General features: G+C 50.3%; 23 protein-coding genes and 1 other annotated feature. Of the genes, 10 read left to right on the forward strand and 13 right to left on the reverse strand.

Features of this window, described 5'->3' with window-relative positions:
• Nucleotides 1–769 precede the first annotated feature (769 nt).
• From NGM66_RS02400 to NGM66_RS02420, 5 genes are all read right to left on the reverse strand, one after another.
• A complete protein-coding gene (locus NGM66_RS02400) occupies nt 770–1,141 on the reverse strand; it encodes a DUF3102 domain-containing protein (protein ID WP_208911054.1) in 372 nt (123 codons plus the stop codon).
• A 51-nt stretch (nt 1,142–1,192) separates the two neighbouring features.
• The gene (locus NGM66_RS02405; RefSeq protein WP_208910339.1) at nt 1,193–1,804 is read right to left on the reverse strand and encodes a hypothetical protein; all 612 of its coding nucleotides are present in this window, start codon (nt 1,802–1,804) and stop codon (nt 1,193–1,195) included.
• Nucleotides 1,805–2,002: 198 nt separating this feature from the next.
• Nucleotides 2,003–2,329 (reverse strand): ArpU family phage packaging/lysis transcriptional regulator, encoded by a 327-nt coding sequence (locus NGM66_RS02410; RefSeq protein ID WP_245155258.1) that lies wholly within the window; start codon nt 2,327–2,329, stop codon nt 2,003–2,005.
• A 229-nt stretch (nt 2,330–2,558) separates the two neighbouring features.
• Nucleotides 2,559–3,545, reverse strand: a complete 987-nt coding sequence (locus tag NGM66_RS02415) for a type II TA system antitoxin MqsA family protein (RefSeq protein WP_245155259.1) — start codon at nt 3,543–3,545, stop codon at nt 2,559–2,561.
• A gap of 14 nt (nt 3,546–3,559) precedes the next feature.
• Complete coding sequence (locus NGM66_RS02420; RefSeq protein ID WP_208910343.1) at nt 3,560–3,883, reverse strand: type II toxin-antitoxin system MqsR family toxin; 324 nt, start codon at nt 3,881–3,883, stop codon at nt 3,560–3,562.
• A gap of 333 nt (nt 3,884–4,216) precedes the next feature.
• Here NGM66_RS02420 and NGM66_RS02425 point away from each other — a divergent pair, with 333 nt between their 5' ends.
• Nucleotides 4,217–4,609 carry a hypothetical protein gene (locus NGM66_RS02425; RefSeq protein ID WP_258115357.1) on the forward strand — a complete coding sequence of 131 codons (393 nt, stop codon included), beginning with the start codon at nt 4,217–4,219 and terminating at the stop codon, nt 4,607–4,609.
• 88 nt (nt 4,610–4,697) lie between these two features.
• Here NGM66_RS02425 and asnS read toward each other — a convergent pair whose 3' ends face one another.
• Together asnS and NGM66_RS02435 are read right to left on the reverse strand one after the other, a co-directional pair.
• A complete protein-coding gene (gene asnS / locus NGM66_RS02430) occupies nt 4,698–6,089 on the reverse strand; it encodes an asparagine--tRNA ligase (RefSeq protein ID WP_208910347.1) in 1,392 nt (463 codons plus the stop codon).
• Nucleotides 6,090–6,464: 375 nt separating this feature from the next.
• Nucleotides 6,465–7,217, reverse strand: a complete 753-nt coding sequence (locus NGM66_RS02435; protein ID WP_208910349.1) for an HAD-IIB family hydrolase — start codon at nt 7,215–7,217, stop codon at nt 6,465–6,467.
• Nucleotides 7,218–7,588: 371 nt separating this feature from the next.
• Between NGM66_RS02435 and NGM66_RS02440 the strand changes: the two genes are divergently transcribed.
• Nucleotides 7,589–8,887: an LPXTG cell wall anchor domain-containing protein gene (locus tag NGM66_RS02440; protein ID WP_208910351.1), complete on the forward strand. Its 1,299-nt coding sequence runs from the start codon at nt 7,589–7,591 to the stop codon at nt 8,885–8,887.
• A 250-nt stretch (nt 8,888–9,137) separates the two neighbouring features.
• Nucleotides 9,138–9,713 carry a C40 family peptidase gene (locus NGM66_RS02445; RefSeq protein ID WP_258115358.1) on the forward strand — a complete coding sequence of 192 codons (576 nt, stop codon included), beginning with the start codon at nt 9,138–9,140 and terminating at the stop codon, nt 9,711–9,713.
• Nucleotides 9,714–10,358: 645 nt separating this feature from the next.
• On the opposite strand, the gene NGM66_RS02450 is transcribed toward NGM66_RS02445, so the two are convergent.
• From NGM66_RS02450 to NGM66_RS02460, 3 genes are all read right to left on the reverse strand, one after another.
• Nucleotides 10,359–11,981: a peptide ABC transporter substrate-binding protein gene (locus tag NGM66_RS02450; RefSeq protein ID WP_208910353.1), complete on the reverse strand. Its 1,623-nt coding sequence runs from the start codon at nt 11,979–11,981 to the stop codon at nt 10,359–10,361.
• Between the two features lie 80 nt (nt 11,982–12,061).
• Nucleotides 12,062–12,296: a binding site (T-box leader), on the reverse strand.
• An 80-nt stretch (nt 12,297–12,376) separates the two neighbouring features.
• Nucleotides 12,377–13,762 (reverse strand): class II fumarate hydratase, encoded by a 1,386-nt coding sequence (locus tag NGM66_RS02455; protein WP_208910355.1) that lies wholly within the window; start codon nt 13,760–13,762, stop codon nt 12,377–12,379.
• A 686-nt stretch (nt 13,763–14,448) separates the two neighbouring features.
• The gene (locus NGM66_RS02460) at nt 14,449–14,943 is read right to left on the reverse strand and encodes an alcohol dehydrogenase (protein ID WP_208910357.1); all 495 of its coding nucleotides are present in this window, start codon (nt 14,941–14,943) and stop codon (nt 14,449–14,451) included.
• Nucleotides 14,944–15,163: 220 nt separating this feature from the next.
• On the opposite strand from NGM66_RS02460, the gene NGM66_RS02465 reads away from it, so the two are divergent.
• Nucleotides 15,164–15,535 carry a DUF1304 domain-containing protein gene (locus NGM66_RS02465; protein ID WP_208910359.1) on the forward strand — a complete coding sequence of 124 codons (372 nt, stop codon included), beginning with the start codon at nt 15,164–15,166 and terminating at the stop codon, nt 15,533–15,535.
• A 475-nt stretch (nt 15,536–16,010) separates the two neighbouring features.
• Here the strand turns inward: NGM66_RS02465 and NGM66_RS02470 are convergent, their stop codons facing one another.
• Nucleotides 16,011–16,148, reverse strand: a complete 138-nt coding sequence (locus NGM66_RS02470; protein WP_258115359.1) for a hypothetical protein — start codon at nt 16,146–16,148, stop codon at nt 16,011–16,013.
• Between the two features lie 432 nt (nt 16,149–16,580).
• Between NGM66_RS02470 and NGM66_RS02475 the strand changes: the two genes are divergently transcribed.
• Nucleotides 16,581–17,030 (forward strand): OsmC family protein, encoded by a 450-nt coding sequence (locus NGM66_RS02475; protein WP_208910363.1) that lies wholly within the window; start codon nt 16,581–16,583, stop codon nt 17,028–17,030.
• Between the two features lie 393 nt (nt 17,031–17,423).
• Here the strand turns inward: NGM66_RS02475 and NGM66_RS02480 are convergent, their stop codons facing one another.
• Both NGM66_RS02480 and NGM66_RS02485 read right to left on the reverse strand, forming a co-directional pair.
• Nucleotides 17,424–17,597, reverse strand: a complete 174-nt coding sequence (locus NGM66_RS02480; protein WP_208910365.1) for a hypothetical protein — start codon at nt 17,595–17,597, stop codon at nt 17,424–17,426.
• Between the two features lie 53 nt (nt 17,598–17,650).
• Entirely contained in the window at nt 17,651–18,094 is a 444-nt protein-coding gene (locus tag NGM66_RS02485; RefSeq protein ID WP_208910367.1) for a MarR family winged helix-turn-helix transcriptional regulator, read from the reverse strand.
• Nucleotides 18,095–18,388: 294 nt separating this feature from the next.
• Between NGM66_RS02485 and NGM66_RS02490 the strand changes: the two genes are divergently transcribed.
• From NGM66_RS02490 to ppx, 5 genes are all read left to right on the forward strand, one after another.
• Entirely contained in the window at nt 18,389–18,958 is a 570-nt protein-coding gene (locus tag NGM66_RS02490) for a DUF5067 domain-containing protein (RefSeq protein WP_208910369.1), read from the forward strand.
• A 25-nt stretch (nt 18,959–18,983) separates the two neighbouring features.
• Nucleotides 18,984–19,805 carry a LicD family protein gene (locus NGM66_RS02495; protein WP_208910371.1) on the forward strand — a complete coding sequence of 274 codons (822 nt, stop codon included), beginning with the start codon at nt 18,984–18,986 and terminating at the stop codon, nt 19,803–19,805.
• Nucleotides 19,806–20,417: 612 nt separating this feature from the next.
• Nucleotides 20,418–21,947: a Ppx/GppA phosphatase family protein gene (locus NGM66_RS02500; RefSeq protein ID WP_208910377.1), complete on the forward strand. Its 1,530-nt coding sequence runs from the start codon at nt 20,418–20,420 to the stop codon at nt 21,945–21,947.
• Entirely contained in the window at nt 21,944–24,109 is a 2,166-nt protein-coding gene (locus NGM66_RS02505) for an RNA degradosome polyphosphate kinase (protein ID WP_208910379.1), read from the forward strand. The genes NGM66_RS02500 and NGM66_RS02505 overlap by 4 nt, the downstream gene beginning before the upstream one ends.
• Nucleotides 24,110–25,045: an exopolyphosphatase gene (gene ppx / locus NGM66_RS02510; RefSeq protein WP_208910381.1), complete on the forward strand. Its 936-nt coding sequence runs from the start codon at nt 24,110–24,112 to the stop codon at nt 25,043–25,045.
• Nucleotides 25,046–25,253 lie beyond the last annotated feature (208 nt).

Raw genomic sequence — 25,253 nt, forward strand, 5'->3', positions numbered from 1 at the left:
AAAAGTATAGGTCTCCATGGCCTATTTGTTTACCCTTAATGTCTTAAGGGGTGTTGCACTTCAATTTTAAATCGGGCCCTGTATGCAAGCTCGAATTTCGGACTTCGCTCGGCCCCGAATACACGAATAGGTGTAGGCATTTGCAAGCACCTAAACTAACATTTACTTCTTGAACAGCCATAACCTCAGTTGCACTTGTCGACTGCCTTGCACCTGATCATATAACGATAATCAAGACTGTTTGCATACCCTAAAATAGATGCAACTTTAGGTGCACCCCTAAATTAACGAGTTGCGCCCTTTTCGTGTATCCTAAATGACTTCACCAAGGCTTTGTTTGTCAACAATTGCGAGCATTATACAACGTCCTCAGACTAGTAATCGTTAGTCCCTCATCCCTTGTTAATCCTGTATGAGTTGCACCCTTTACCTACCAATTTATCCGAGCATGTCTAAGGGTGTATCTCATAGTGCAGACTTAACATTTACCAACAAATAATCTGATTAATTCGATTAGGGTTTACAAGGGTGTAATGAGCCGTTTCTTTCTCTAATCGTATTGGGGATGTTGATTAACAGAAAAAGCCCTGACAACTAACGTCAAGGCTACTCATTAAGCTGTTATCAAATTCGGACACGGGTACGAATTCAGGTCGCGTTACTATAATTGACGACGAACGGTTACCGCTAGTCGCCACTCTTATTAGTCAGCCACGTTACCTAATACGACACCGATGTCGTATTTCAAATTATGATACGTATCATAATTTTATGAAAGCAATCCAAATAAAGGTGTGACGTCGCACCGTTTAAAAAGCATCACCAAATGTAGAAACATTTCTACATTAGTTTCCCGCACGGTCATTTCATCAGGCTTCTTAACCTCACCAGATGGTAGTTGCTGTGGCTTGTCACGCTCGGACTCAGGCATGGTAACAATTTCATAAAGTGCCTGCATACCCAAATTATGCGACGTCGCATAATTTGAACTCAGCTCAGACGAAACCTTCATCGCTCTAGTTGCAAACGTCCGATTAATTTCCAAAGAATCGATCCACTTTCCAAATTCTCCATGTGCTAAATCATTTTCCTTAACCCACTTAAGTCGCCGGCCAATTTCGAAGATTGCCTGACCACCGATGAATCACCAAAACGTGCACTTAAGATTATCCAGACTCATCAATTATATGCGCTAAGCCTGATCGCTTAGCTTATCTAATCTTCCCCGTATTTCAGTAGTAATCTGATTTGTTTCGTTCTTTATAGACTCATGTAAATCGAGGTTTCGCTGCATTCCGTTCATACCAACAGCATGAGCTTTCATTTCCGGAATAAACCATTTGTATGTAAACAGGTTATGTAGCTCATTCATATCCTTTGAAATACTTTCTAATTTCTTACTAATATTTTCCGAATAGAAAGGTGCATTTTCACGTCTTACTCGAGAAAAGTCATTAAACGCCTGAACAAAATCTTTCTCTCTATGTTTCATAACTTCTAACTGTTCCTCGGGCTTTTCGGGTAAGCTATCCATAATCGGTTGCAGTAAACTCGAAGAATCATATGCCGCGACTAGGCTTTTAGATAAATCTTTATAAACTTCTAATTCTAAATCAAATCGTTTCTGGCTAATATGGGACTTATCATTTAATTGTTGCTTCACAGACTCCAATTCTTTTTCCGTTTCTTTTCGAGAACGTTCCGCATCATGTTGCTTAACTATAGTCCAGACTCCACCAACAATGGTAGTAAACCATAGAAACGGACTCATCTGACTTAAAATACCCACAACTATTTTCCACATTTTTCTTTTCTCCTTTGAGTATAACTATTCGTAGCATAACAAAGCCCTGGCGTCTCCGCTAGACCAGTCTTCTATTCTGCTTGGTAAACATGTAAGTCATCCAGAAAGTAACAGTCAGCGAACTCTAGCAGCGCTCGTGTTTTATATTCGTGAGAGTAGCTAGACTCGGAACGTTGGAGAGCCATGCAGCACTGCGTATCAGAAGTAGTTCTTGAAATACAGCATGTTCAATATATTCTGGCTTTCCTGATTGCATTGGCTAATAGCCTGTTTGACCTGCTGAACGACCTGTTCGGCATACAGGTGCTGGACTATTCGGCGGTCGCTGTCATTGTCACTATCAGACGCTTTAGGCATGTCATTTAAGCGCTGTGACCGCAGTTCAGTCAATGAATTTGAAGTTATCCGAATCATACGCGGTAACGCTCGAGATAAGAAGCTAGCCACCTTCTGCCGAGCCTTCTTCTCGTCTACTTCTGGAAAGATTTCACTCATACTTACGTTCTTAAAATCAATATCTGCCACCGTTAGCAGCTCCCATCCGTCTAGTTGTCAGTGGTACAATATAGCTATTCGGAGTGATTGGTGAGGGCTGTTAGCGCGGTCTTTTTATTTTGGCCTGCTTTTCAGTTCCCTTTATCAACTAATATCCGTGATAATGGTATTGTGAAAGAGGTTAAAATGTTACTATACCAAAGCCCCTGACTATTTGCGGTAGTCAGGGGCTCCTTCGTCTATGAAAATAAACCGGTCCCTAGTTATTTAAAACAGTTAGTGAATTAGCATAGTCATACGAAATCAGCTCAGCATTACCATTGTCAATCCAAGCATTCTCTTTGTGGGAGAAAGCAGAGATTGACGTTGCATTCATATCTTTAAAGCGTTCTAATGTGTCATGCATAACTGCCAATTCTTCTTTTGAGAACAATGCAGCATTAAATTCTGCATTGGGAGCATAGCAACTCCACTCATACTTACTTGAACTATTCTCCTTCTCAACGATAAGATTAGCGCTCTCCATAGATCCGTACAACAAACTATATTGGTCTGGAACCGGGCCATGAGGTAGTCGTGCATAAGAAACACCGCTTATTGAGACCGTGTTACGTGCAAAGTGAGTAAAATCCGCATAAAACAGTAGTTTGTTAAGCTTGGTTTTAGTCAATTCTGGCACATTAATAACGAAGTATAAAACCATATTAGAAAACTTCTTTAAATCGAAAGCATTATACCCCGAAAATTCAGAGTAATTAATATCCGCAAATAGCGTATTAATTCCCTTTTCAATGAATTTCTTAGACTTTTCTACTTTCGATGTTCCAACGTTTTCTTCAAAGGCCGCTTTGCCCCGTTCAGTCATCGCTTCTTTAGAGACGTCATACAACGGTTGCGCCACATCGGGGTCATTTTCTAAAGCTAGTAGTATCTTGTTATTAGCTTTTGAAGGCAATGATCCCGTTTCATAAGTTGCAATAGTCGTCGCACTCCAGCCCAATAGGGTAGCGAAATCTCTTTGACTTAAACCGAACGAATGACGTACTTTTTTAATTCGTTCAGGAGAAATAATTCCATGACTGTCCCGGTATTTATCGAATGCACTTAAAATTGCTTTATTATCAAGTTTTTCATCAAATACTTGTTCACCACTGTCTACGTCAAACCGAGCACTAGTAACAACGTCAACCTTTTCTCCACGAATAGTGTAAGTTTCATCTATCAACTTTACTTCTGTTCTCATCATTACCGCCCCCTCCATTAGTCGTAAATAGTTTCATGAAATGAGATAACCTTGGCATGTCCATCCATGAGTTTTAACTTTATGTATAAGCGCTTTTCAGTTTCACCATTTTTGTAGAAAACCCACAAGTATTCACCGGGTCTGTCTCTATCTAATTCAGGCCCCCTTACATAATCATCGGGGGTAAGCTTCATGAGTACGATTTTAATTGACTCGGGCGTCATTTCAGTTACCTGAGCGTACGCTACTCTGCGCTGAACAATTTCCCAGTCCCCATGACTAAGGGCCTTTTTAAAATCTTGCAAGAATCGGCGAATTGTAGTTTTACTAGCTAAACTCATGGCTATCCTCCACACTCATTTCTACATCTATCATATCATTGCTACAAAATTGTAGCAAGAATTGCAGATCAACAAAATGCTTAAGTTTTGTTGCATTCAATTACTATCAGCCGTGCTTCAAAGTAATTTTTACTTTTCTCTGATTTTCGTATCGGGCCCTCACCTTATCGTTCTTAACGCTCACCGCTTAAATCGTTAATTACAACTACAAACCCAGTACGAACACTAACACTCCCCCCAATATTTACGATAGGCTAAATACGTGGAACTCGTTAAGGTTATCACAAAAAAGGGGGAGAGAGAGGCCTGGATGCACCGGTCCTTTCGTGTAAAATGAAAACTGAATTCCAGAATACCAAATATCTAGCACACGCAATGAAACGGATTGCTGAAAAGTATGGCTTCGAGTTATTTTCCGTTGATCTCATTGCCGCATTCAATGAATCACCCTATCGGCAATGTCGGCCCAAGACGATTATCTTTTTTACACCGAACACCGACCAGCAGCTAATTGCCTTCCTGAGCTTTTGGCAAGGCCACTGGCACCCACTGATTAATCCGCGGAAATACAAGGTTTATTTCAACGTGACGCAGCCCAAGTTCACGCGTGCCATGGCCGTCAAGTTTGCGGATGAATTAAATCGTTTGACCGACACCGATGTCTCACCACTCAGGCCCCATGACTTCATCTCGGATGAAGATTGGCTGGCGATGGCTACTGAGTAATTAAAGCTATGACAACATCTCACCTAGCAAAAAGGCGCTCACCCCACCAGTTTGACTGATGGACGTGAGCGCCAATTTTTGTGTGTCTTTAGAATTCAGCGTTACCTGGTGTCCGTGGGTAAGGGATTACGTCGCGGATGTTTTCCATCCCCGTGACGTACATCAATAACCGTTCGAACCCGATACCGTAACCGGAGTGAGGCGTTTCGCCGTACTTCCGCAGGTCAAGGTACCACTGGTATTCTTCTGGTGGCAAGTTATAATCCTTGATCTTTTGGGCCAATTCGGCTTGACGTTCCTCCCGTTGGCTCCCACCGATCAGTTCCCCAATCCGTGGTACCAGCAAGTCAGCCGCCGCAACCGTCTTGCCATCCGCGTTATCGCGCATGTAGAACGCCTTGATTTCCTTTGGATAGTCCGTCAGGAAGGTTGGCCGCTTGTAAACTTGTTCGCAGAGGTAACGTTCGTGTTCCGCCTGCAGGTCCAGTCCCCAGTATACGGGCACGTCGAAGTCAACCGGGGCCTTCTTCAGCTCCTCGATGGCTTGCGTGTAGGTAATCTGCGCGAACTTCTCGTCACAGGTTTGGTGTAACCGGTTCAACAGGTCGTCGTCCACGGCGCCGTTCAAGAAGTCCAATTCGTCCTTGGCGTGTTCCAACAGGTAGGCCACGACGTACTTCAGGAGTCCTTCGGCTTCGTTGATGGTGTCTTGCAGATCAGCGAACGCCATTTCTGGTTCGATCATCCAGAATTCAGACGCGTGCCGGGCCGTATGGGAGTTTTCAGCCCGGAAAGCGGGCCCGAACGTGTAAACGTCACGTAAGGCTAGCGCAAAGGCCTCAACTGGTAATTGACCACTAACCGTCAAGTTGGTTTCCTTCTTGAAGAAGTCCGCGTGGTCATCGACCTTGCCATCGTCCGTCTTAGGCAGGTTGTTCATGTCTAACGTCGTGACCCGGAACATTTCCCCGGCCCCTTCGCTATCACTACTGGTGATGATAGGCGTGTTGACGTAGGTGAAACCGTGTTCTTGCAGGTATTGGTGAATGGCAAAGGCTGCCAATGACCGAATCCGGAAGACCGCGTAGAACGTGTTGGTCCGGGGCCGCAAGTGAGCCATGGTCCGCAGATATTCATAGGAATGCTTCTTCTTTTGCAGCGGGTAATCGTTGTCAGAAGCCCCTTCCAACACGATTTCCTTGGCGTGAACCTCCAGTGGTTGCTTGGCTTCGGGCGTGTAAACGACCGTGCCGACGACCTTAATGGTTGAGCTCAGTGGCAACTTCGTCCATTCGGCATAGTTGTCGATGTCACTCTTCATGACGATCTGTGCGTTCTTAATAGTCGAACCATCACTTAATTCGATAAAGCCGACCCGCTTGGACCCCCGGACCGTCTTGACCCAGCCGTGTAAGACAATTTCTTCACTTTCGGCAAAATGCGTTTTACCAAATAAATCTCTTACTAAAACTTCTGTCATATCTATTCTCCTTTTCTGAGCACTAAAAAAAGATCCAACATCCCTATCACTAGGGACGAAAGATCTTTCCGCGGTACCACCCAAATTGTCTTTTAATGTGCAAAACCAACTTTAAATAACGTACTAACATACGTTCCGCTGGATAACGTGGCGGGGCACGGCGCAACCTACTCTCGTAATTTCAGTTGGCAACGAAAACGGGGTTATCCTCAATCGGCATGACACTAAGCTCTCACTACCCTTAGCTCGCTTACCCATGGTGCAGATTAGGCGTTGTCCGTTCTTATTGTTTTTAAAGTTATGCAACTGTTGACAGATTATCACAAGTTGCGGCGAGTTACAACTGTTATTTCCCCACCGTGTCGCAAAACGCGATCATATCAGTTGTGCAATTTGTGCTGCCACCGCCTGGCTCGTTGGGGCGCAGGTCACCGTCGCTTGGGTACTTAGATGCGCCAGTTGGGGCTTACTGGTGACCCAAACGCTGTGTTGAGCGCCGGCCAGCATCGCCAAATCATTTTGGTCATTGCCAAAAGCCACGTAATCAGTCACGCCCAACCGCAGGAGGGTCGTGGCCTTATCAATGTGCCGTGCGGTGATATCCAAGTTACCCTCTTCGGCGTTAGCCACGACAGTTAACGTTCGACGTACCTGCAGCGTCTCTTGGAGTTCACGGGTTTGTTGCGCTGGTAGGCCGATCAAAGTGACCTTAATGGCCGCCCTGATTGCGGACAGCGGCACACATTGCGCCAGTTTAGCTGGATCGATGCGTTTGGCCAACGGATGCGTGGCGGCTACTCGCGCGGCGTAGTTCCAACGGGCGTCAACCACATAATCGAGATTTGCTTGTGAGATCACACCCCGTAGTCGCCGTAGATCCGCTGGTGGAATCGTCGCAATCGTCTGCACATCACCATTTTGAGAAATCAAGGCACCATTGGCCCCAATCAGCTGAGACTCGTGAAAACCTGGAATAATCGGCAACAGGTCCCGAATCGGCCGCGCCGATGCAAAAATCACGCGATGGCCGTGATTGACCAACTGCTGAAGCGCCTGCCGCACCTCTTGCGCAATCTCTTGGCCGTCAAAGCTCAGTGTCCCGTCCACATCGAATACAAAAGTTTTCATCCCCAACTGCCCCCAACCTCTGAAGTTTAGAAGTTAATTTTAGCATGAACCCCTGCCGCTGCCTACCGCATTCGTATCGACCCATTTAGCTGCTTAATGGCCTACTGGTCAGTGCACTATGCTGTTTATTTGCCCACTGATTTGCCGGTTAAATCGTCTTGGCAGCGAGACAGATTTATCCCTAAATGTCACTTAATTTATGCATAAGTCATTCACCCCCGCGACTAACTCGTTCATAAATACCGTAAAATCAAGGATAACGCGGTATTCGACCAGTTAACAAACGAACCGTCTGATTGAACGTCTAGCCTATAAACATGTTAATTTATAGGTGTTGAGAGAGAGGGAATCTCGATAGGAGGTATTTATTTATGCGAAGATTTTGGCGTTTTAGTTTAATCGCTGCCGCCAGCCTGATTGGTCTTTGCTTATTTACCCACCCAATCGTCGGTGAAGCAAAGGTCATTGAAGGCCACGGTACAAACGCGACCGATGCGGTAATTGTTGATAAGAAAGGTACGGTTTACAGTCACTCTGCAGTCTTACCTGAAGATCTCACTTACTACGTCAAATACAAGTTGTCCATTGATAATTGGTTGAAGATCGACCCTGGGGATGAAATGTACTTCTACGTTCCAGCTAACGTTCGGATTCCTGCGGACGACACATTCCCAATGTCCGCCGGTTTGGGCCTTTCCTTTGGGCAAGCCACAATCAAGCAGGGATCACATGTTGGGGTAGTCGTCTTTAACAGCGCCTTCTCCAACACGGCCATCCTGCGTGTCGGCTACATTCGTCTTTATGTCAAAGGTGCCGGCGACGTGGATAATCCTGAAGCGCCTGGTACCGAAGAGCCTGAACCTGAAGAACCAGGGATTGAACCTGGCGAACCTGGCACTGAGGAACCCGGAACTGAAGAGCCTGGGACCGAAGAACCTGGCACTGAAGAACCCGGAACTGAAGAGCCTGGCACTGAGGAACCTGGCACTGAAGAACCTGGGACTGAGGAACCCGGAACCGAAGAACCTGGCACTGAAGAACCTGGCACTGAAGAACCTGGCACTGAAGAACCTGGAACCGAAGAGCCCGGAACCGAACAACCTGGCACTGAGTACCCAGAAGCACCTGGCGTTGAAGAACCTGGGACTGAACAACCCGGAACTACAGAACCTGGTACTGAACAACCTGGGACCACGACACCAACTGAACCAGAAAATCCTAGTGAATTCCCTGGCGATGAACAAGTGCCTGGTGTCACCTATCCAGGTCATCCTGGCCAAGTCACCCCTGGAACCAGCCTGCCAGTTATTCCCGGCGGCTCTGGCAGCTATGTAACTGGCAGTACGACTGGTGCCAACACCAGTACTCACCGGCCAACTTACACCACGCAAAAGCCTAATACCACGACCACGATGCACCAGACCGAACAACCAGCAACTTCTGCTAGTCAGTCTAGTGAGCCGGCAACGGCCAGTGAATCTGGTTCCGGTGCAACTGGTCAAGTTGCTGATCAAACCAATAATAGTTCAGCAACCACTGAACAGCCTGCCAAGAAGTTGCCACAAACCAATGAGCAACCTCATGATGGCTTAGTCATTTTAGGCTTAAGCCTCTTGAGCTTCACGCTTGGTTTGGGCTATCTGGATCGCCGTCAGCGTAAGGAAAACTAATCAGAATTAGCTTGAGGACCACCCGCTTACAACGCCTGGCCCTTTCCTTGACCGATTACTTAAGCCCCTTAGCGACCCAGCGGATAAGTCATTAGGTATTTTAAATGTTGGTCGTACCTGACATCTGCCGTTACCGAACTGACTTAATCTGTTAAAACACTGTGACATCCCCGCAACTTTTTACCGGTATACTCAACAGTGTTGTTAGCCCTCAGCAATTCGGCCGGCAACAAATACTTATAATGATGGAGTGACATTTATCAAGACACAGACGCGCTTTTTAATCAGCACCTTAGCTGCGGGGGCTTTATTCCTGGCTGGAACCAGCACCACCGCCTCCGCTCACATGGCAACGAGCCAACAGCCGGCCCAAACACAAACGACAACGACGCCAACGACCAACACGAACTACCAACATACCTCAACCACACCAACGACGAATACGTCTACGTCCACGACGACCACGACCGGTAGCCAAGTTGCTGGTGGTAACGGCGTCGCGACAGCACTGGCAATCGCCAACAGCGGCACCCCGTACGTTTACGGCGGAAATACCACGGCTGGGTTCGACTGCTCCGGCTTGGTTCAATACGCCTTGGGCTTGAGCGCCCGGACGACGACCCAGCAAGCCGCACTGGGCACCCACCACTACGACGTGGCCAACGCACCAGCTGGCGCCATCCTGTTCTGGGGCTCAGAAAGTAACCCTTACCACGACGGTCTGTCCTTAGGAAACGGGTCTTACGTAGCCGCACAAAACCCGATTGACGGCATCGGCGTCTTCAGTCAAACCTACTTCACCCCTAGTTTCTACGTGATTCCTTAACTCCCCCTTCCACTAAAAATAGATTGACTGAAGGTGTACTCACTTTCGGCAAAAAAGCAGTGACGCCAACTGGATTTCCAGCGGGTCACTGCTTTTTCATTTGTCCTTATGTTACGCCTTACTGTCCGCAAAATATGGGCTGGAACGCGGTGGGCGGACGGGTCGAGCCAAAGATCGGTCTCGACGCCTCGCTTTGAGCCGAAGACCACGTCTCAAAGGCGCCAGTTTCCTAAGCGACATGAACCGCGCCGCTAAGGAAACTCCCACGGCTGAGCCCATATTTTGCGGGCTCACGGCTACGGTAGTGATTGGTCGACAACGACTGACTGAAACTACAATCGATTCCACGACCGTACTGGCAACGTGGTCTAAATCTGTGTGAGTATCAGCCGCTACTTTGCCGGAAGCCACTAGGGATGGCGCCAGCTGTGATAACGATGTTTCCTGGCGTTTTTTGCCAGGTTACATCGTGGGGCGACTTCGGAGACTTGCGGGCTTGGCAAGGCTTCGAAGCGAGGTGGAAGCCCGCTTCCCAGGCTGGAGCCAGTCCCCATAGCAGGCAGAATCCCTGGTGGCTGCAGGCACTGGTTTAGGCAACTTTGCGGACGGTAAGGCAACCAGTACCACCATTTATGACTAGCTAAGCTACTTCCAGTAAGCGTAGCGGTATTGGGCGGCGGTACTGAAGGTACTGTACTTGATGCCGCCGACTTTCTTGCTGACCAGGTTGACCTGTGCTTGCTGGTACAGTGGGTTGAAGACGCCCAATTGTGACAGCCGCTGGTTTGCCGTCTTCAGTAATGCGAAACGCTTCTTGGCGTTCGTTTCCGTTTGTGCCGCCAACATCAAGCGGTTGAATTTCTGATCGACGTAATTCGAGAAGTTGATGGAATTTCCCTTCATGAACAGGTCCAGATCAGTTGTCGGGTCCGGTTCATCCCCGGTCCAGCCAAAGGTCGAGACGTCAAAGTTGCCCTTGAACATCTTGTTGATCTGTTGCGTCAGTGGCATTGAGGAGATCGTAACGGTCAGCCCCGGCATGTTCTTTTGCCATTGACTCTGGATGTACTCGGCCACGTTCTTGGAGCCGTCCGAATCGTTGGTCAACAGCGTCAGCTTGAAGTTGCCCCCGCCCAATTCTGCGCGGGCCTTCCGCCACAGCTTGCGGGCCTTGGCCGCGTTGTACGGCGTGTAGTTCCCCGTGCTGACCGCGAAGTCTTGCCCGTTGTTCGGATCCTTGGCCACACCCTGGGCGACCATATTCTTCAACGGTACCGACCCATCTTGATTGACCTTCGACGTCAGTTCCTGGCGATTGATGGCCAGACTGGCCGCCGTCCGGAAGTTTTGATTACCTCCTAATTTTGTATGCGTATTGAAGTACTGGATGGAAACGGCCGTGGTCAACGTCTTGCGCATCTGCTTCTTGAGTTGCGGATTGTTGGCGGTCCCGGTAACCGTGGTCCCGGCAATCTTGGTTTCTTGAACCTTCCCGGCAGCAAATAACTTTTCAGCCGTCGAATCTGTCTTGACCACCTGCACGTTGACCCGGTTGATCTTCACTTGCTTCTTGCCGTAGTAGCGCTGATTCTTGACGTAGACCCAGTTGTCCTTGGTTCCGTTCCACTTCTTCAACACGTACGGACCGTTGGCCACGACGCGACTGGAATTGGTGCCGTACTTGGCGCCATATTTCTTTACCAAATGACGGTTGACCGGCAAGAATTCTGTGGCCGCATCGTAGTTAAATGCTGGATCTTGGCGGCTTAGCGTGACCTGGAGCTTGTATTTGCCCAGTGCCTTGACACCTAAGTCACTCGGCTGTTTCGTACCCTTTTGAATAGCTGCATAATTGGTAAATGTCGCAAATCGGTTGGCATACTGTGCTTTGGTCGTTGGATCGACCTGGCGCCGGAACGACGTGACAAAGTCTTGGGCCGTGACCTGGTCGCCGTTACTCCAACGCGCATCGCGCCGCAGCGTAAAGGTATAAGTCTTCCCGTTGTTCGTGGGTTTGACGACTTTGGTTGCCATCGCCGGCACCACCTTACCGTCATTATTTTGCCGGTACAAGCCCTCCGTGGTCTGCTTCATCATGTAAAAAGAATACGCGTCGGTCGCCTTGTTGGGGTCGGCCGTTTGTAGTTCAGCCGGCATGGTCACGCTCAACGCTTTATTTTGCGTCGTCGCTGACTTGCCTGATTGACAGCCCGCTAACGTGCCCACCACTAACAATCCTAATAATCCTAATCCCATTCGTTTATCCATCGAATCCCTCCAAACCTCAAAATGACAGTCAGTCAGCGAATCGGGGTAAAAAAAGACGCCCTCAGCAGAATTTGACTTCTGCTAAGGGCGCTAAACACGCGGTACCACCTTATTTACGACAAAAAAACTGTCGTCGCTTCGCGGACTGCCGGGGCAATCCGTTTGCACGATAATGGGTGCCACCAACGCGGTTACGAGTTTCTTCACCGTTTCGCTCCGAAGTGATTTTCGATCAGTGGCCTGTCTCCCCTCACACCAAACGGGAGTCGCTAGTCAGGCCGACCCTGATCTAGTCGTCTTCATCAACGCAAATTATTCTGTTGCTTGCTAACTTGTCCATAAGATTAGACTTTGATTAGAGAAATGTCAAGATAATTTCATCATTTTCTTAAAATTTATTTTGGCCGGTCACTATTCGTCATGGCCAAGGGGTCGACCCAAGCCGCAAATTGCTCGGCCGTTACCTTGCCAGACTTCAGCGCCGCCTCCCGCAGCGTCCAGCCGTTGCGGTCCGCTGCCTGGGCAATCAGCGCGCTGTCGTGATACCCAATGTGTGGCGACAGGGCCGTCACGGTCATCAACGACTGATCAACCAGTGCCGCCATGCGGTCGGCATTAACGGTTAGACCGTGAACTAATTTGGTCGTGAACCCCCGCATCGTCCCCGTCAATAAATCGGCAGACTCCAAGAACGTCGCAATCAAAACGGGTTTATACACATTCATTTCAAAATTTCCCTGCGAGGCGGCCACCGTGATGGTCACGTCATTGCCCATGACCCGCGTCGCCGCCATCGTTAAAGCCTCGGCTTGCGTGGGGTTGACCTTGCCGGGCATGATGGAGGAGCCAGGTTCATTGGCGGGAATATTCAGCTCGCCGTAGCCCGCCCGGGGACCACTCGCTAGGAAGCGAATGTCGTTGGCAATCTTCAACAGGTCGCCGGCCAACGTCTTCAGCGCGCCGTGAACCACGTTGAGCCCGGAATGTGCGGCTAAACCGAAGAACTTGTTGGTCTTGGCGGTAAAGGGCTGGCCGTACACCTGAGCCAGCTGGGCCGCTACGGCTTCGGCAAAGCCAGGTGCGGCGTTGAGCCCCGTACCGACCGCGGTCCCGCCAATCGGCAGTTCCAATAGGGTCGGTGCCAACTGGGTCAGGTAGTCCTGATTGTGGCGCAACATGCTGATCCACCCACTGACTTCTTGGCCAAACGTTAGCGGCGTCGCGTCCTGCAAATGGGTCCGGCCAATCTTGACCACCCGCCAATAGGCCTGCTGCTTGGTCGTGAGCTCGTCGATCAGTTGCTGGATGGCGGTCAGCAGTGGTTGCAGGGCTAAGGTCGCCGTAATGGCCATCGCCGTGGGAAACGTGTCGTTGGAACTCTGACCATGATTGACGTCATCGTTGGGCAACACGCCGCTGGTCGGGTCGAATTTCACCGTTTGGTGGGCAATAACTTCGTTGACGTTCATGTTGGTCTGCGTCCCCGACCCCGTTTGGTACACGTGCAAGGGAAAATCACGTTGCAGCTGGTCGTCTGGTAAGGCCAACAGCGCATCGGCCGCGCGGATAATCAGGGTCGCCTTAGCCTCTTGCACCTCGCCCAAGTCCCGGTTAGCCACCGCCGCGGCCCGTTTCAACTGAATCAAGGCGCGAATCAGGACCAATGGCATTAACGGTCCGGTCGTAAAATTGTGGCGGCTCCGCTCAGTCTGCGCCCCCCACAACGCGTCAGCAGGTACTTTCACGGTGCCCAACGCATCCGCTTCTTCTCGATAATCCATGGCACTCTTCCTCTCATAAATGTAAAATTGTCTAACGGTTTGAAAAACGAAAATCGACTGTAACCATTGTTACCATGCACTTCATGGTGTTAAGATCAGTCGTTTACAGCTTCTTGGTGAGAACTGGCCGCCTGCCGTCCGCCAAATATGGGTCGGAACGCGGTGGGCGGACGGGTCGAGCCAAAGAGCGGTCTCGACACCTCGCCTTTGAGCCGAAGATCACGTCTCAAAGACGCCAGTTTCCTAAGCGACATGAACCATGCCGTTTAGGAAACTCCCACGGCTGAACCCATATTTAGCGGACTCTCGGCTACAGAAATGCTTACCAACAATAATTGACTTGACCCTTAGTAACAGCTAGATCGTCAACTGTGTTGGCTGGAGTTTTATCTCAGCCTAAAGCGTGAGACGACTTAAAATTTTGGCAGTTTTTGCCAAGATTTTAAGCAAGCCTGAAGACCACACCCCATAGCAGGCGCCTGGTTCCACTAATTTTAACAGACAAAGCACTGTCATTCCGTGGATCAACACGTTAAGTCTATCATTTCGTAACTATAGCCAGCATACCCAGCCCGCCAGCCGAGCGTCAACACTTTTTTAACAATTTAACCACCAAAAAAGTCGTTCCCCAATGACGGGAACGACCGGTTTTGGCTTCTATTACTTTGCTGGTTAAGCCTGCTGAATTAGCCTTCAGCGGAGGCGTCTAATTGTAAGTTGTCTTTTTTAGCCAGCTTAAGTTCCGCTTCTTTCCGTGCCGCAACGGCATCGTAAAAGTCGGTAAAAGTCTGGTTTAAAATGTAACGGCCGTGGTAAAATAGACGTGCTGCCCACTTACCGGAGCGCTTATCAAAACTGACGCCGATAACACCGGAAATGTTCCGGGAACTAATCTTTGTCAGCGCAGCAACGTTACTCCCATTCACTAATGGCAAGTTCATTGCGTTACCGATCTGCTTCTTCGTCCGGGGATCTTTCGTCAACCGGGCCTTGCTGACGTCGCGCCGGTAGCAACCGCAACTCACCGTGATGCCATGACGTAGCCGATAGCTGTCAACGGTGACCAGGTTGCCACAATTACATTTACATAGCCAAGTGGCATTCCCGTTCTTTGCTGTGCCGTCCCGACGAATAACCGTCAGTCTGCCGAATTGTTGTCCGCTCAAGTCTAGGAGTCTCATGGGTAATTCCTCCATTCATTATTTTCAAAAGCTCGCTATACTGCCATTCTCCCCGTGAATGACTCAAGTTTCTTTGGTAAATTTAATCCTCACTAATTATTCTACACGCCAAACTAAAAATTAGCTTAAAGTTTCAAATGTTTTTGTCCGCAATGGGTAATTGCCCACATTGTCTCCACTAGCTCTACTATACTAACCACTAATAAAGAAGGCAATTATAATGATTATAATTTTAACATTCTTAATTTATTTTGTCGCGATTGAGCACCTGGGTATCATGGCTTTGGAGATCTTTGGTAAGCCCACACAACAAGCCAAAGCGTTCGGTATGCCCCTCAGTTTCGTCCATCAAGCGCCGGCTAAAGCGGCATTAGGGAATATGGGCATTTACAATGGTATGCTCGCCGTAACGATCCTCGTCAGCCAGTGGGTCTTGACCGGCCGCGCCCGGCTGATCACCACGGCGTTGCTGCTGGTTTATATTGTGATTGTTGCCATTTATGGCAGTCTGACGGTAAAAAAGTCTATTTTTTGGCTGCAAGGAATGCCGGCGTTATTGACGTTTCTCGTTTTACTAACCGTCCTAGTTTAAGTGAATCTTTAAATTTGTGGTTTACAGCGGCGGGTGTCAACGTTATAATGAAGTTACATATTCAGGTGAGAGCCTGCCACGGGACTTCAATCGTTGGAGGAATTAATTGACATTTAGCCATTATTAACACCGTTGAAGCCGTACACATACTTCTATTCTGCTGGTTGCGTCCAAACGTGACTAGCTTTTTTAATACATACTTTCAAAAAAACAAAATCACCAGGCGACGTTGAGAACGTGTTCTCAACCGCCTAGTGATTTTTTCGTCTGTGTTCATGGCTACATGCTGCTAGCGGTAATCCACAACTTGATCATTTGAAAAACGACCACCGCCATTGTCCCGATAAACAAACAACCTGCTAAGTAATAGATGTAATACACCATTGGATGTTTCATCTGCTTACCCCCTAACCCGCCATAGCGTACCACGAATGGCGAGACAGTTGTCCAAATCGTCTTCGGTAGCCCCAGTTGACTAACTAACCGCTGAAGTCTCTTGCCGCCGAGCCGCTGCGACGATTGCCTGTTGCTCAGCCACGGTGTCCGTGAAGCGCTGCATCATTTTCTTCTCAACAACTTGGGCGCCGTGCTGTTTGGCGCGCCAAGTAATCATCTGAAACCGTCTGCGTTCATCTAAAACCTCTTCATTCAACATTTGGCTCCCCCCAAACTTGTTCGCCAGTGTCTATTACCAATTGACTATATTATAAACATAAAACAGGATGTGGTCTACCCCTGATACACAATTATTACAAAATTTTTACATAAAACCGTTTACGCCGATTAACCGTGATTACAGCGTTCTGACAATCTCGCAAGGTTCAAATGTTCTTCCTGGCGGACAATTTAATCTGTAATTGGTATGGTCGTTCCGCGCAACCGCTTGTCACCACGGCTGGCCTATGCTGAGCACAATTGTTCAATTGGTTAACAGTCATTGGTTTAGCTCTAGTGGAGGCCCTTACATTTTTACGGCCTTTTAATTGTTTTTTCCCGGAAAACAGGGTAATCTAAAAGTAAATTGAACGAAAGAAGTTGATGTTTTTTGGCTATTGACCGCAGTAAATTCCCACCACGTTACCGGACCGTTGCCATCAACGACGACGGCTTGGAGAGCCACTCCTATGTTCCGGGCGGTTTAGACGCCCTGACCAGCAGTCCTGAAAATGATCGACCGGGAGCCAACCCCGAACAATTCGTTGGACTGGCGTTGAGTACCTGTCTGAATGCCACGCTGGAAGCTATCGAACAACGGCGCGACCTGCCGCACACGTCTCAGGTCCACACCATCGTGGAAATGGCCCGCGACACCCGCGGCTTACAATTCTACGTCACCGCCCAGGTTCGCATTCCTGGCGTCGACCAAGCCACGGCCGAATCCATGGTCGACCTGGCCGAACGGCGCTGTCCAGTGGCCAAGCTCTTGAGCGGCAGTGACAACGTCCGCGTCGAGCTGGTCAAAGAATTCACCCCCGTTGAACCAATCACTGACTAGCCACTTGGCGGTTACCTAACACCGCGTCCGCCTTACCGTTCGCCAAATATGAGCCGGAACGCGGTGGGCGGCGGGACGAGCCAAAGTGCGGTCTCGTCTCCTCGACTTTGAGCCGAAGACCGCGTCTCAAAGTCGCCAGTTCCCTAACCGGCATGAACCACGCCGCTAAGGGAACTCCCACGGCTGAGCTCATATTTGGCGAACTATCGGCTACTATTGCGAATCGTCAATAAATAATCGTTACGCTAGTCAATCCGTTACCATTCAACAGCGGCACACTCAGTCCAGAGTTCACGCACATGTCCACCTGATATTCCGCACGATGGCAAGGAGGCCAGCAACATAAAAAAGCGGACCACCGACTCAAGTTCAGTCGTGTGGTCCGCTTTTCATTTAGCGCCGGCCAAAGTGCTGGGTCAGCCGTTCCCACCATGATCGTTTCGCCGGTTCCCCGTACACGTACGACCGTGATTGGCGTGGCGACCGCTTGTCATCGTGGCCATCATCCATGAAGACAATCTTGCGCCAGCGCTTTGCCTCTTGGTCACTCATGCGCTTTTTGCTCATTGACTTCAATCTCCTTCTCCCCCAAGAACATTCTCGGGGTTACACCGAAATTTTTACTTTTTCATGCGGGTAACCTGGCTGAAGTCCCGAATGAAATTCAAGATTTCATGGGCCCGGTCATCGCCGTAGACATCGACCCAGCCTTGAAAACGCCGGTTGATGCGATCACGAATCGCGCGTTCAGCCTTGGCCCCCGCTGGCGTTGCTAGCAAGTACAGGCGCCGCCGGTCATTTTCATCGGGCTGTTGCTGCAAGTACCCTTGCTTCAACAGAACCTTGATCTGCCGGGAAATCGCACTACGCGTGACCTGCCGTTTACTGGCAATATCCATCAGGGTCACGTGGTCATTACGCGTGATCTCGCGGAGGATCAGATACTGTTCAAAAGACAAGTGAAACGCCTTGGCTGGTTCGGAAACGAACTCATCCAAATATTTTAATGAACTCATATAAACATCAATAAACGCGTCCAACAGCGGCTCTTCTGCTTCAGCCATGATTACCCACCTACATTTCTCAAAATACGATTTTTATCTTAGCATTTACGACCAGCAAATACCAGTCTTTTTCCTGGGTCATTAAGCGCTAGTTGCCGCCGTCCTATGCTAGAATAGAGGCGTAGCCAGCCACAGGTCCACCCGGTCATTTGCGAATCATTATTTTGCCATGACGGTGTAGTTCTATTGTACCGTCTATTCGCTGGTATTGCGGCAAAAATGCTTGTGGCGTGACCTAATTTTAGCGTTTCTTTACTTCTGGCTACGTATTACTGGTTTTAGGGGGAGTTTTTCATGTCACATCTTAAATTATTGGCCGTCCTGGGCAGCTTACTGATCCTGGGCGGCTGTGGCGCGACGAAGCAGCCCAGTAGCCAACAGGAGCCGCGGCAATCTTCATCGACCGTCGTCAGCAGCAGTCAGTCTAAGCAACGGGCCTCATCCAGTAGTCAAAAGCAAGCGTCGAGCACAACTTTTCACAATCAGACACTGACGGTCGACCACACCACGTTTAAACTGACGGGAACCAAGGTCACGGCCAGTGCGACAGCCAATCGCAACCTGTTCGTGCTGTACTACACCTTTACGAATCATCAAAGCAAGGCCGTCGTGCCAATCGATCTTTGGCAGACTGCCGTCAGCGCTACTCAAAGCGGCAAGACCCTCACGACAGGTAACCTGGCCTTCACCACTAGCCAGACCAGCGACAACAATAAGTTGAACCGCACCGTGATGCCAGTCAAGGCGGGGCAAACGATCAGTGGGCTGGCCACCTTTGAGCCCAAGTCATCCCAACCTGTAACCGTCATTTTCAAGGACACCACTAGCAAGATCATTCATCAGAGTCGTTACTCACTCGACTAAATTATTATTTAGAAAGGACCACCTTATGCCGCGTTTAATTGACCGTATCCATCAGGTGGAGCTGGGCAATCTGACCCAGTTCACCCAACTCTGCCACGACCTGAACCTCCCGTACTTTTTGATGGGCGGTTCCCTCCTGGGGGCAATTCGCCATCAGGGCTTCATCCCCTGGGACGATGACGTCGACGTTGGCCTGTTGCGTGCCGACTATGACCGCTTCATCGACCAGGCGCCAGCCGCCTTAGTTGGCACCCACTATTTCTTACAAACACCCGCCAGCGACAAGAACTATGCGCTGAGCTACGCCAAGCTCCTCGACCGCAACACTTACATTGAAGAGAAAAACAATGTCAACAACGCCCGCAAAGGCATCTTCATTGACATTTTCCCGCTCGACCGCATCCCCACGGATACCGCCGCTCAGCGCGAGCAATTGGGCAAATTCCAGCTACTAAACACCCGCTTGCTCTTGCAACTACGCTATCACTTGGTGGACAATCCCCTCCGGAAGCTACAGAGCCCGTTGAATGGCGAACAACTCGCCGCCGCCACTGAATTGAAGGTGCAACGCGAGGCGCTTATGACGCGCTATCAGGCGGACACGCAGTTGCCTCAGGTCAAAAATCTGGCCTCGCAATACGCCTATGACAAGGAAATTTATGACGTTGCGGAGTTAACAGACCTCATTTCCGTACCGTTTGAGCAGTTAACTGTTCGCGTCCCCCGTAACTATGATAAAATTCTCCAACGGCTTTACGGGGACTACCAAACCCTGCCGCCAGAGAGTCAGCGCACGGAAAAGCACTTGGAACGGGTCATCATGGACAATCAGGTGTTCACGGAATAATGGCGGCAAGTCAAAATTCATCTGCTGCGCTACGAATTTTGACTTTTTGCCCATGGTCCAGACCAATTCTGGTATCATTATGAGTTAGCTAGCTTGCATGTTGGGTCTTGCTGGTCGCCTTGCCGTTCACTAGATTTGGGCCGGAACGTTGTGACAGTCGTATCTTAGGCTTCACTTTGAACCGAAAATGCTCATCTCAAAGCTGTCATTTTGCTAGCGTTGTGATGCGCAAATTCAACAGTGATTGCCAATTCACTGTTTTTCAGTTGGCAGAACGTACTAATTGGAAATGTTCACTGTGGAAAACGTAATGAGCTGGTGAATGTTGCTGATAACAACCAACGTAGCCGAGAGTTCACCAAATATGAGTTCAGCCGTGGGAGTGCCCTTAGCGGCACGGTTCACGCCGGTTAGGGCACTGGCGATTTTGAGACGTGCTCTTCGGCTCAAAGTCGAGGAGACGAGACCGCCCTTTGGCTCGTCCCGCCGCCCACCGCGTTCCAGCTCATATTTGGCGAACGGCAGGCGGTCAGTAAGACCCAACGTACAGTCACACCGTGAACACCAGTTTTGCAGGTTTTAGATAAAATTAGTAGAAAGTAGATGAAGTTTATGGCTGATGATTATTTTGGCGCAATGCTCGTCAATGTTTCTAGCATCGAACTGTCGATTGTGAACTTGAAGACCGGCACCCAAACCGAACGGGTCAAATCGACCGTTGCCATCGGGGAAAATATTTACAACCATGAAGAAATCAGCTTCGAAACTGTGGCCGATGCCGTTGAGGCGCTGCGTGGATTTCTTCAGATTTTGAAGGACTACGGCGTCACGCATTACAAGCTTTGGGGGTCACAGGCCCTGTCATCAGCACCCAACGCGGAATTCATGCGCGACCAGCTTTACGTGCGGACTGGGCTGCACATCGAGTGGCTGTCGCTGGGCGAGGAATCCTTCGTCCGCAACGAGGCTATCGCGTTGAAGCTTGACCGGTATCATCACCTGGTCAAGGAGCACGCAGCCATCATCGGCCTTAATTCCGGGAGCACCACCCTCTCCTTCTTTGCTCACGAGGACCTGGTTGCCTCCCACAACATGAAGCTGGGGCCGATTCGGATCAAAGAAGTCTTGCAAAACTTGCGGGCAACGGCGCCGAATCCGGTCGATGTGCTGGACGATTACATCAATAGTAAGGTCGATGACTTTTACCGGTTTCTTCCCGACGAGATGCAAACGGTTCCCAACCAGGTCATGCTGGTAGGTGCCGCACCGCTCAATACCTACTTCATCCCCAAGGGCGACACCAGTTACAGCCTTTCCATCAAGGATTTCAACAAGTTCTGTTCTGAAGTCGCCGGTGCCTCCAACCAATACCTAATGGAGCGCCTACACCTGACCGAGGAAAACGTGGAGATCGTGTTACCGGTCGTCCTTTTGATCAAAAAGTTACTGACCGTGGTTCACGCCGAAAAGCTCCACCTGGTCAATTTAAACGTGTTAGACGGCTTGACCACCAACCAGGCCATTGAGGCTGGCTACCACAAATATCATTTCGAAAACCAGATCTTAGCCTCCGCCGATGACTTGGCCCGGCGCTACCGGGTGGAACCCAACCACATGAATCTGGTACGGCGCTTCGCCTTACACCTCTTCGACCAACTTAAACCGTTGCACCATTTGACGGCACGCGACCGTTTGTTGCTTCAAGTGGCGGCCATCGTGCACGACATTGGCGGGTTCATCGACACCCATCAGCACTACCTCCACTCCGATTACGTGCTAAAGCAATCCGAAATGTTGGGCTTGTCGACCGAGGAAACGCAGATCATCGCGGCCGTTTCCCGTTACCACAGCACCCGGACGCCGGCCGAGGACCTGGCGCATTTCCGCCAACTCGACAGTGAAAAACGGCTGGTCGTGGCCAAATTATCCGCCATCTTGCGGATTGCGGACGCCTTAGATGATGCCCACCAACAGACGATCCAGCGCATCTCCGTTTCCGTGCGGACCAACAAAGTGATTATTACCGTCTTCAGTGATGACGAACTGTCCCTCATTCGCTGGGCCTTTAACTATAAGGCTGATTTCTTCGCGGACGTCTTCGGCTTACAACCGGTATTGAAACAAAGGAGATTACACAAATGACAGTAGATTTTACAAAGCCCAAGTACTACACCAACCGGGAACTGAGCTGGCTTGACTTTAACGACCGGGTCTTGGAAGAGGCTCGCGACAAGGCCAACCCTTTGCTGGAACGGGTGCGGTTCCTCGGCATCACGCAGAGTAACGTTGATGAATTCTTCATGGTCCGGGTGGCCTCTTTGTCCAAATTAGCCGCGGTCAACTATCCCAAGCCCGATGCTTCCGGCATGACGGCCGAAGACCAACTGTTGGCCGTTAACGCCAAGGCCCACGACCAAGTGATCAAGCAGTATTCCACGTTGAATCGGATGTTGATTCCCGCGCTAAACAACCTGGACATCCACGTCCTGACGCCGGAAGAATTGACGCCGCAACAGACCCGGTTCATCGAAAAGTATTTTAATGACGAAATTTCCCCGGCTCTGACACCCATGGCCGTCGACAGCTCACGGCCGTTTCCATTTATCGGGAACAACACCTTGAACATCGCGCTACGACTGTACAAGAACGGCGACAAGAAGGACAAACGCTTCGCCACCGTCCAAGTTCCCGACATTTTCCCACGAACCGTCCGGCTGCCTGGTGCCGACAACAGCTTTGTCATGCTTGAAGATATCATCAAGACTTTCATCGGCAATCTGTTCATTGGCTACCAGGTCAAGGAAGCTGCCAACTACCGGGTCATTCGGGACATGGACTTGGACGTGGCCGAGGAAGATACATCCGACCTCTTGAAGGAAGTCGAACAACAGCTCAAGAAGCGGGAACACGGGCGCGCCGTCCGCATGGAAGTCGAAGCGGGCATCAGCCAATCGCTGCGGACCCGTCTGATCAACTCCGTAGAAATTGCGGACTACGCCGTTTACGAGATTGGCGGCCCCATTGACCTGACCTACCTCAGCAAGTTAGTCAAGCAGATCAGTGGCCACGATGACGAGAGCTATCCCGCCTTCACCGCTGCCCGGACCCCCGGCCTGCAGCATGACGACGACATTTTTCAGACCATTCGCCAACACGATGTTTTGGTTCACCACCCCTTCGATACCTTCGCTGGGGTCACGGAATTGATTCGGCAAGCGGCTTGTGACGACGGCGTTTTGGCCATCAAGATGACGCTCTACCGGGTCTCCTCGAACTCGCCGATCATCAAGTACCTGGGCAACGCCGCGCAAAATGGCAAGCAGGTCACCGTCTTGGTCGAAGTTAAGGCGCGGTTCGATGAGGAAAACAACGTCCACTGGGCCCAACAACTGGAAAAGATGGGCTGTCACGTAATTTACGGTCTGATTGGCCTGAAGACCCACTGTAAGTTGGCGTTGATCGTGCGTCGGGAACCCGACGGCATCCGTCGCTACATGCACATGGGAACCGGGAACTACAACGACGTCACCGCCCACTTCTACACCGATTTGGGCTTGATGACCACCAACACGGACATGGGGATCGACGCCTCCAACATCTTTAACATGTTGTCCGGCTACTCCGAACCCCCTTACTTCCACCAGCTGCACATGTCGCCCAACGGCATCCGCAACTTCATCGTGTCTAAGATCGACCAGGAAATCACCAACGCCCGCAACGGCCAAGACGCCTGGATCGAAATGAAGATGAACTCACTGTCCGACTCCGCCATGATCGCCAAACTCTACGAAGCGTCACACGCCGGGGTTAAGATCAAATTGATCGTTCGGGGTATCTGCTGTTTAAACGTTGGCATTCCCGAGCTCAGTGAAAACATTGAAGTGCACTCCATCGTCGGCCGCTTCCTGGAACACAGCCGGATCTACGCGTTCGCTAACGCCGGCGACCCGCAGCTGTACCTGTCCAGTGCCGACCTGATGACCCGGAACCTCAATCGGCGGGTCGAACTGCTTTTCCCCATCCTGCAAGACGATTTGCGGCAACGGGTCTTTGACATTTTCGCCACGCTCTGGCATGATAACGTCAAAACACGGGTTCTGCTGGCCGACCGCACCTATGCGCGCGTTGACCGGCGGGGGCTGGAACCGCTGGACGCTCAAGAAACCTTCATGGCGCAGGCAACGGCCAAGATCAAGGCCAACGCCACCCACAAACCGCAAGACAGCAATGCGCCGCGGCAGTTCAAACCCATGTTAAGTCCGAAAAATCAGCCTGAATCCCCAATCGATCGGAGTCTAGAATAAATGGAAAATTTAGTTGTCATTGACTTAGGGTCAAACTCAGTCCGTATGACGATCAGCGAAATCGATGAGGCCGGCAACCACAAGACTGTGGCCGAGGAAAAACGCTACGTGCGCCTCTCCGAAAACATGGGCACCGAGCAGATCTTACAACCGGCCGCCATTGAACGCACCCTAGCAGCTTTGGCCGACTTCAAGACCGTCTACGATAAATTAGATGATGCCAACATCGTCGCCGTCGCCACGGCGGCCGTGCGTCAGGCCACCAACCAGAAGTACTTCTTGAAGCAGGTCAAAGAAAAATTCGACCTAGACTTCGATGTGATCTCTGGGGCGGCTGAGGCCCGCTACGACTACATCGGCGTGGTCCACACCCTCCCCATCATCAACGGCTTGCTGGTCGACACTGGGGGCGGTTCGTCCGAACTGATTCTGGTCCAAAACCGGCAAATGAAGCACGTGGTCTCGATTCCACTGGGATCGGTCACCCTGTCACAAACCTACTTGGAAAGCGACAAGGTCCAAGCAGACTCCCTCTTCGCCGCCATGACGTTCGTCAACAACGTGTTCAACGACGTCTGGTGGCTACGCGAGGCCGCCAACCTCCCCGTGATTGGGCTGGGCGGCGCGAACCGGACGCTGGCCAAGATCAACCGCCGCAACAAGAACTTCTTGAATTTTGAAGACGTCCACGGCTACAAGCTAAACGCCACCGACGTATACAACACTCTGACGCAACTGCTGGGCCTCGACTTGGCAGAACGCAAAAAGGTCCCGGGTCTGTCTAAGGACCGGGCCGACATCATCATCGGTGGGTTGATTCCGGTGGCGCTGTTGATGCGGCTGCTGGATTCCCAACAGATCACGTTCTCCAACGCCGGCTTGCGCGATGGTGTCCTGTTCGACCGCATCGAGCAAATCAAAGCAGCGATTGACTAACCGATTCGTTACGGCCGCTTTGCATCTTACAGTGGTGGTAACTGGCCGCCTACCGTTCGCCAAATATGGGACTGGAACGCGGTGGGCGGACCGATCGAGCCAAAGGGCGGTCTCGCTCTCGCTTTGAGCCGAAATTCACGTCTCAAAGACGCCAGTTTCCTAAGCAGCAAGCTGCTAACGAAACTCCCACGGCTGAGCCCATATTTGG

The organism is Levilactobacillus yiduensis (assembly GCF_024718525.1).
In the GTDB taxonomy this organism is placed as follows: Bacteria; Bacillota; Bacilli; order Lactobacillales; family Lactobacillaceae; genus Levilactobacillus; species Levilactobacillus yiduensis.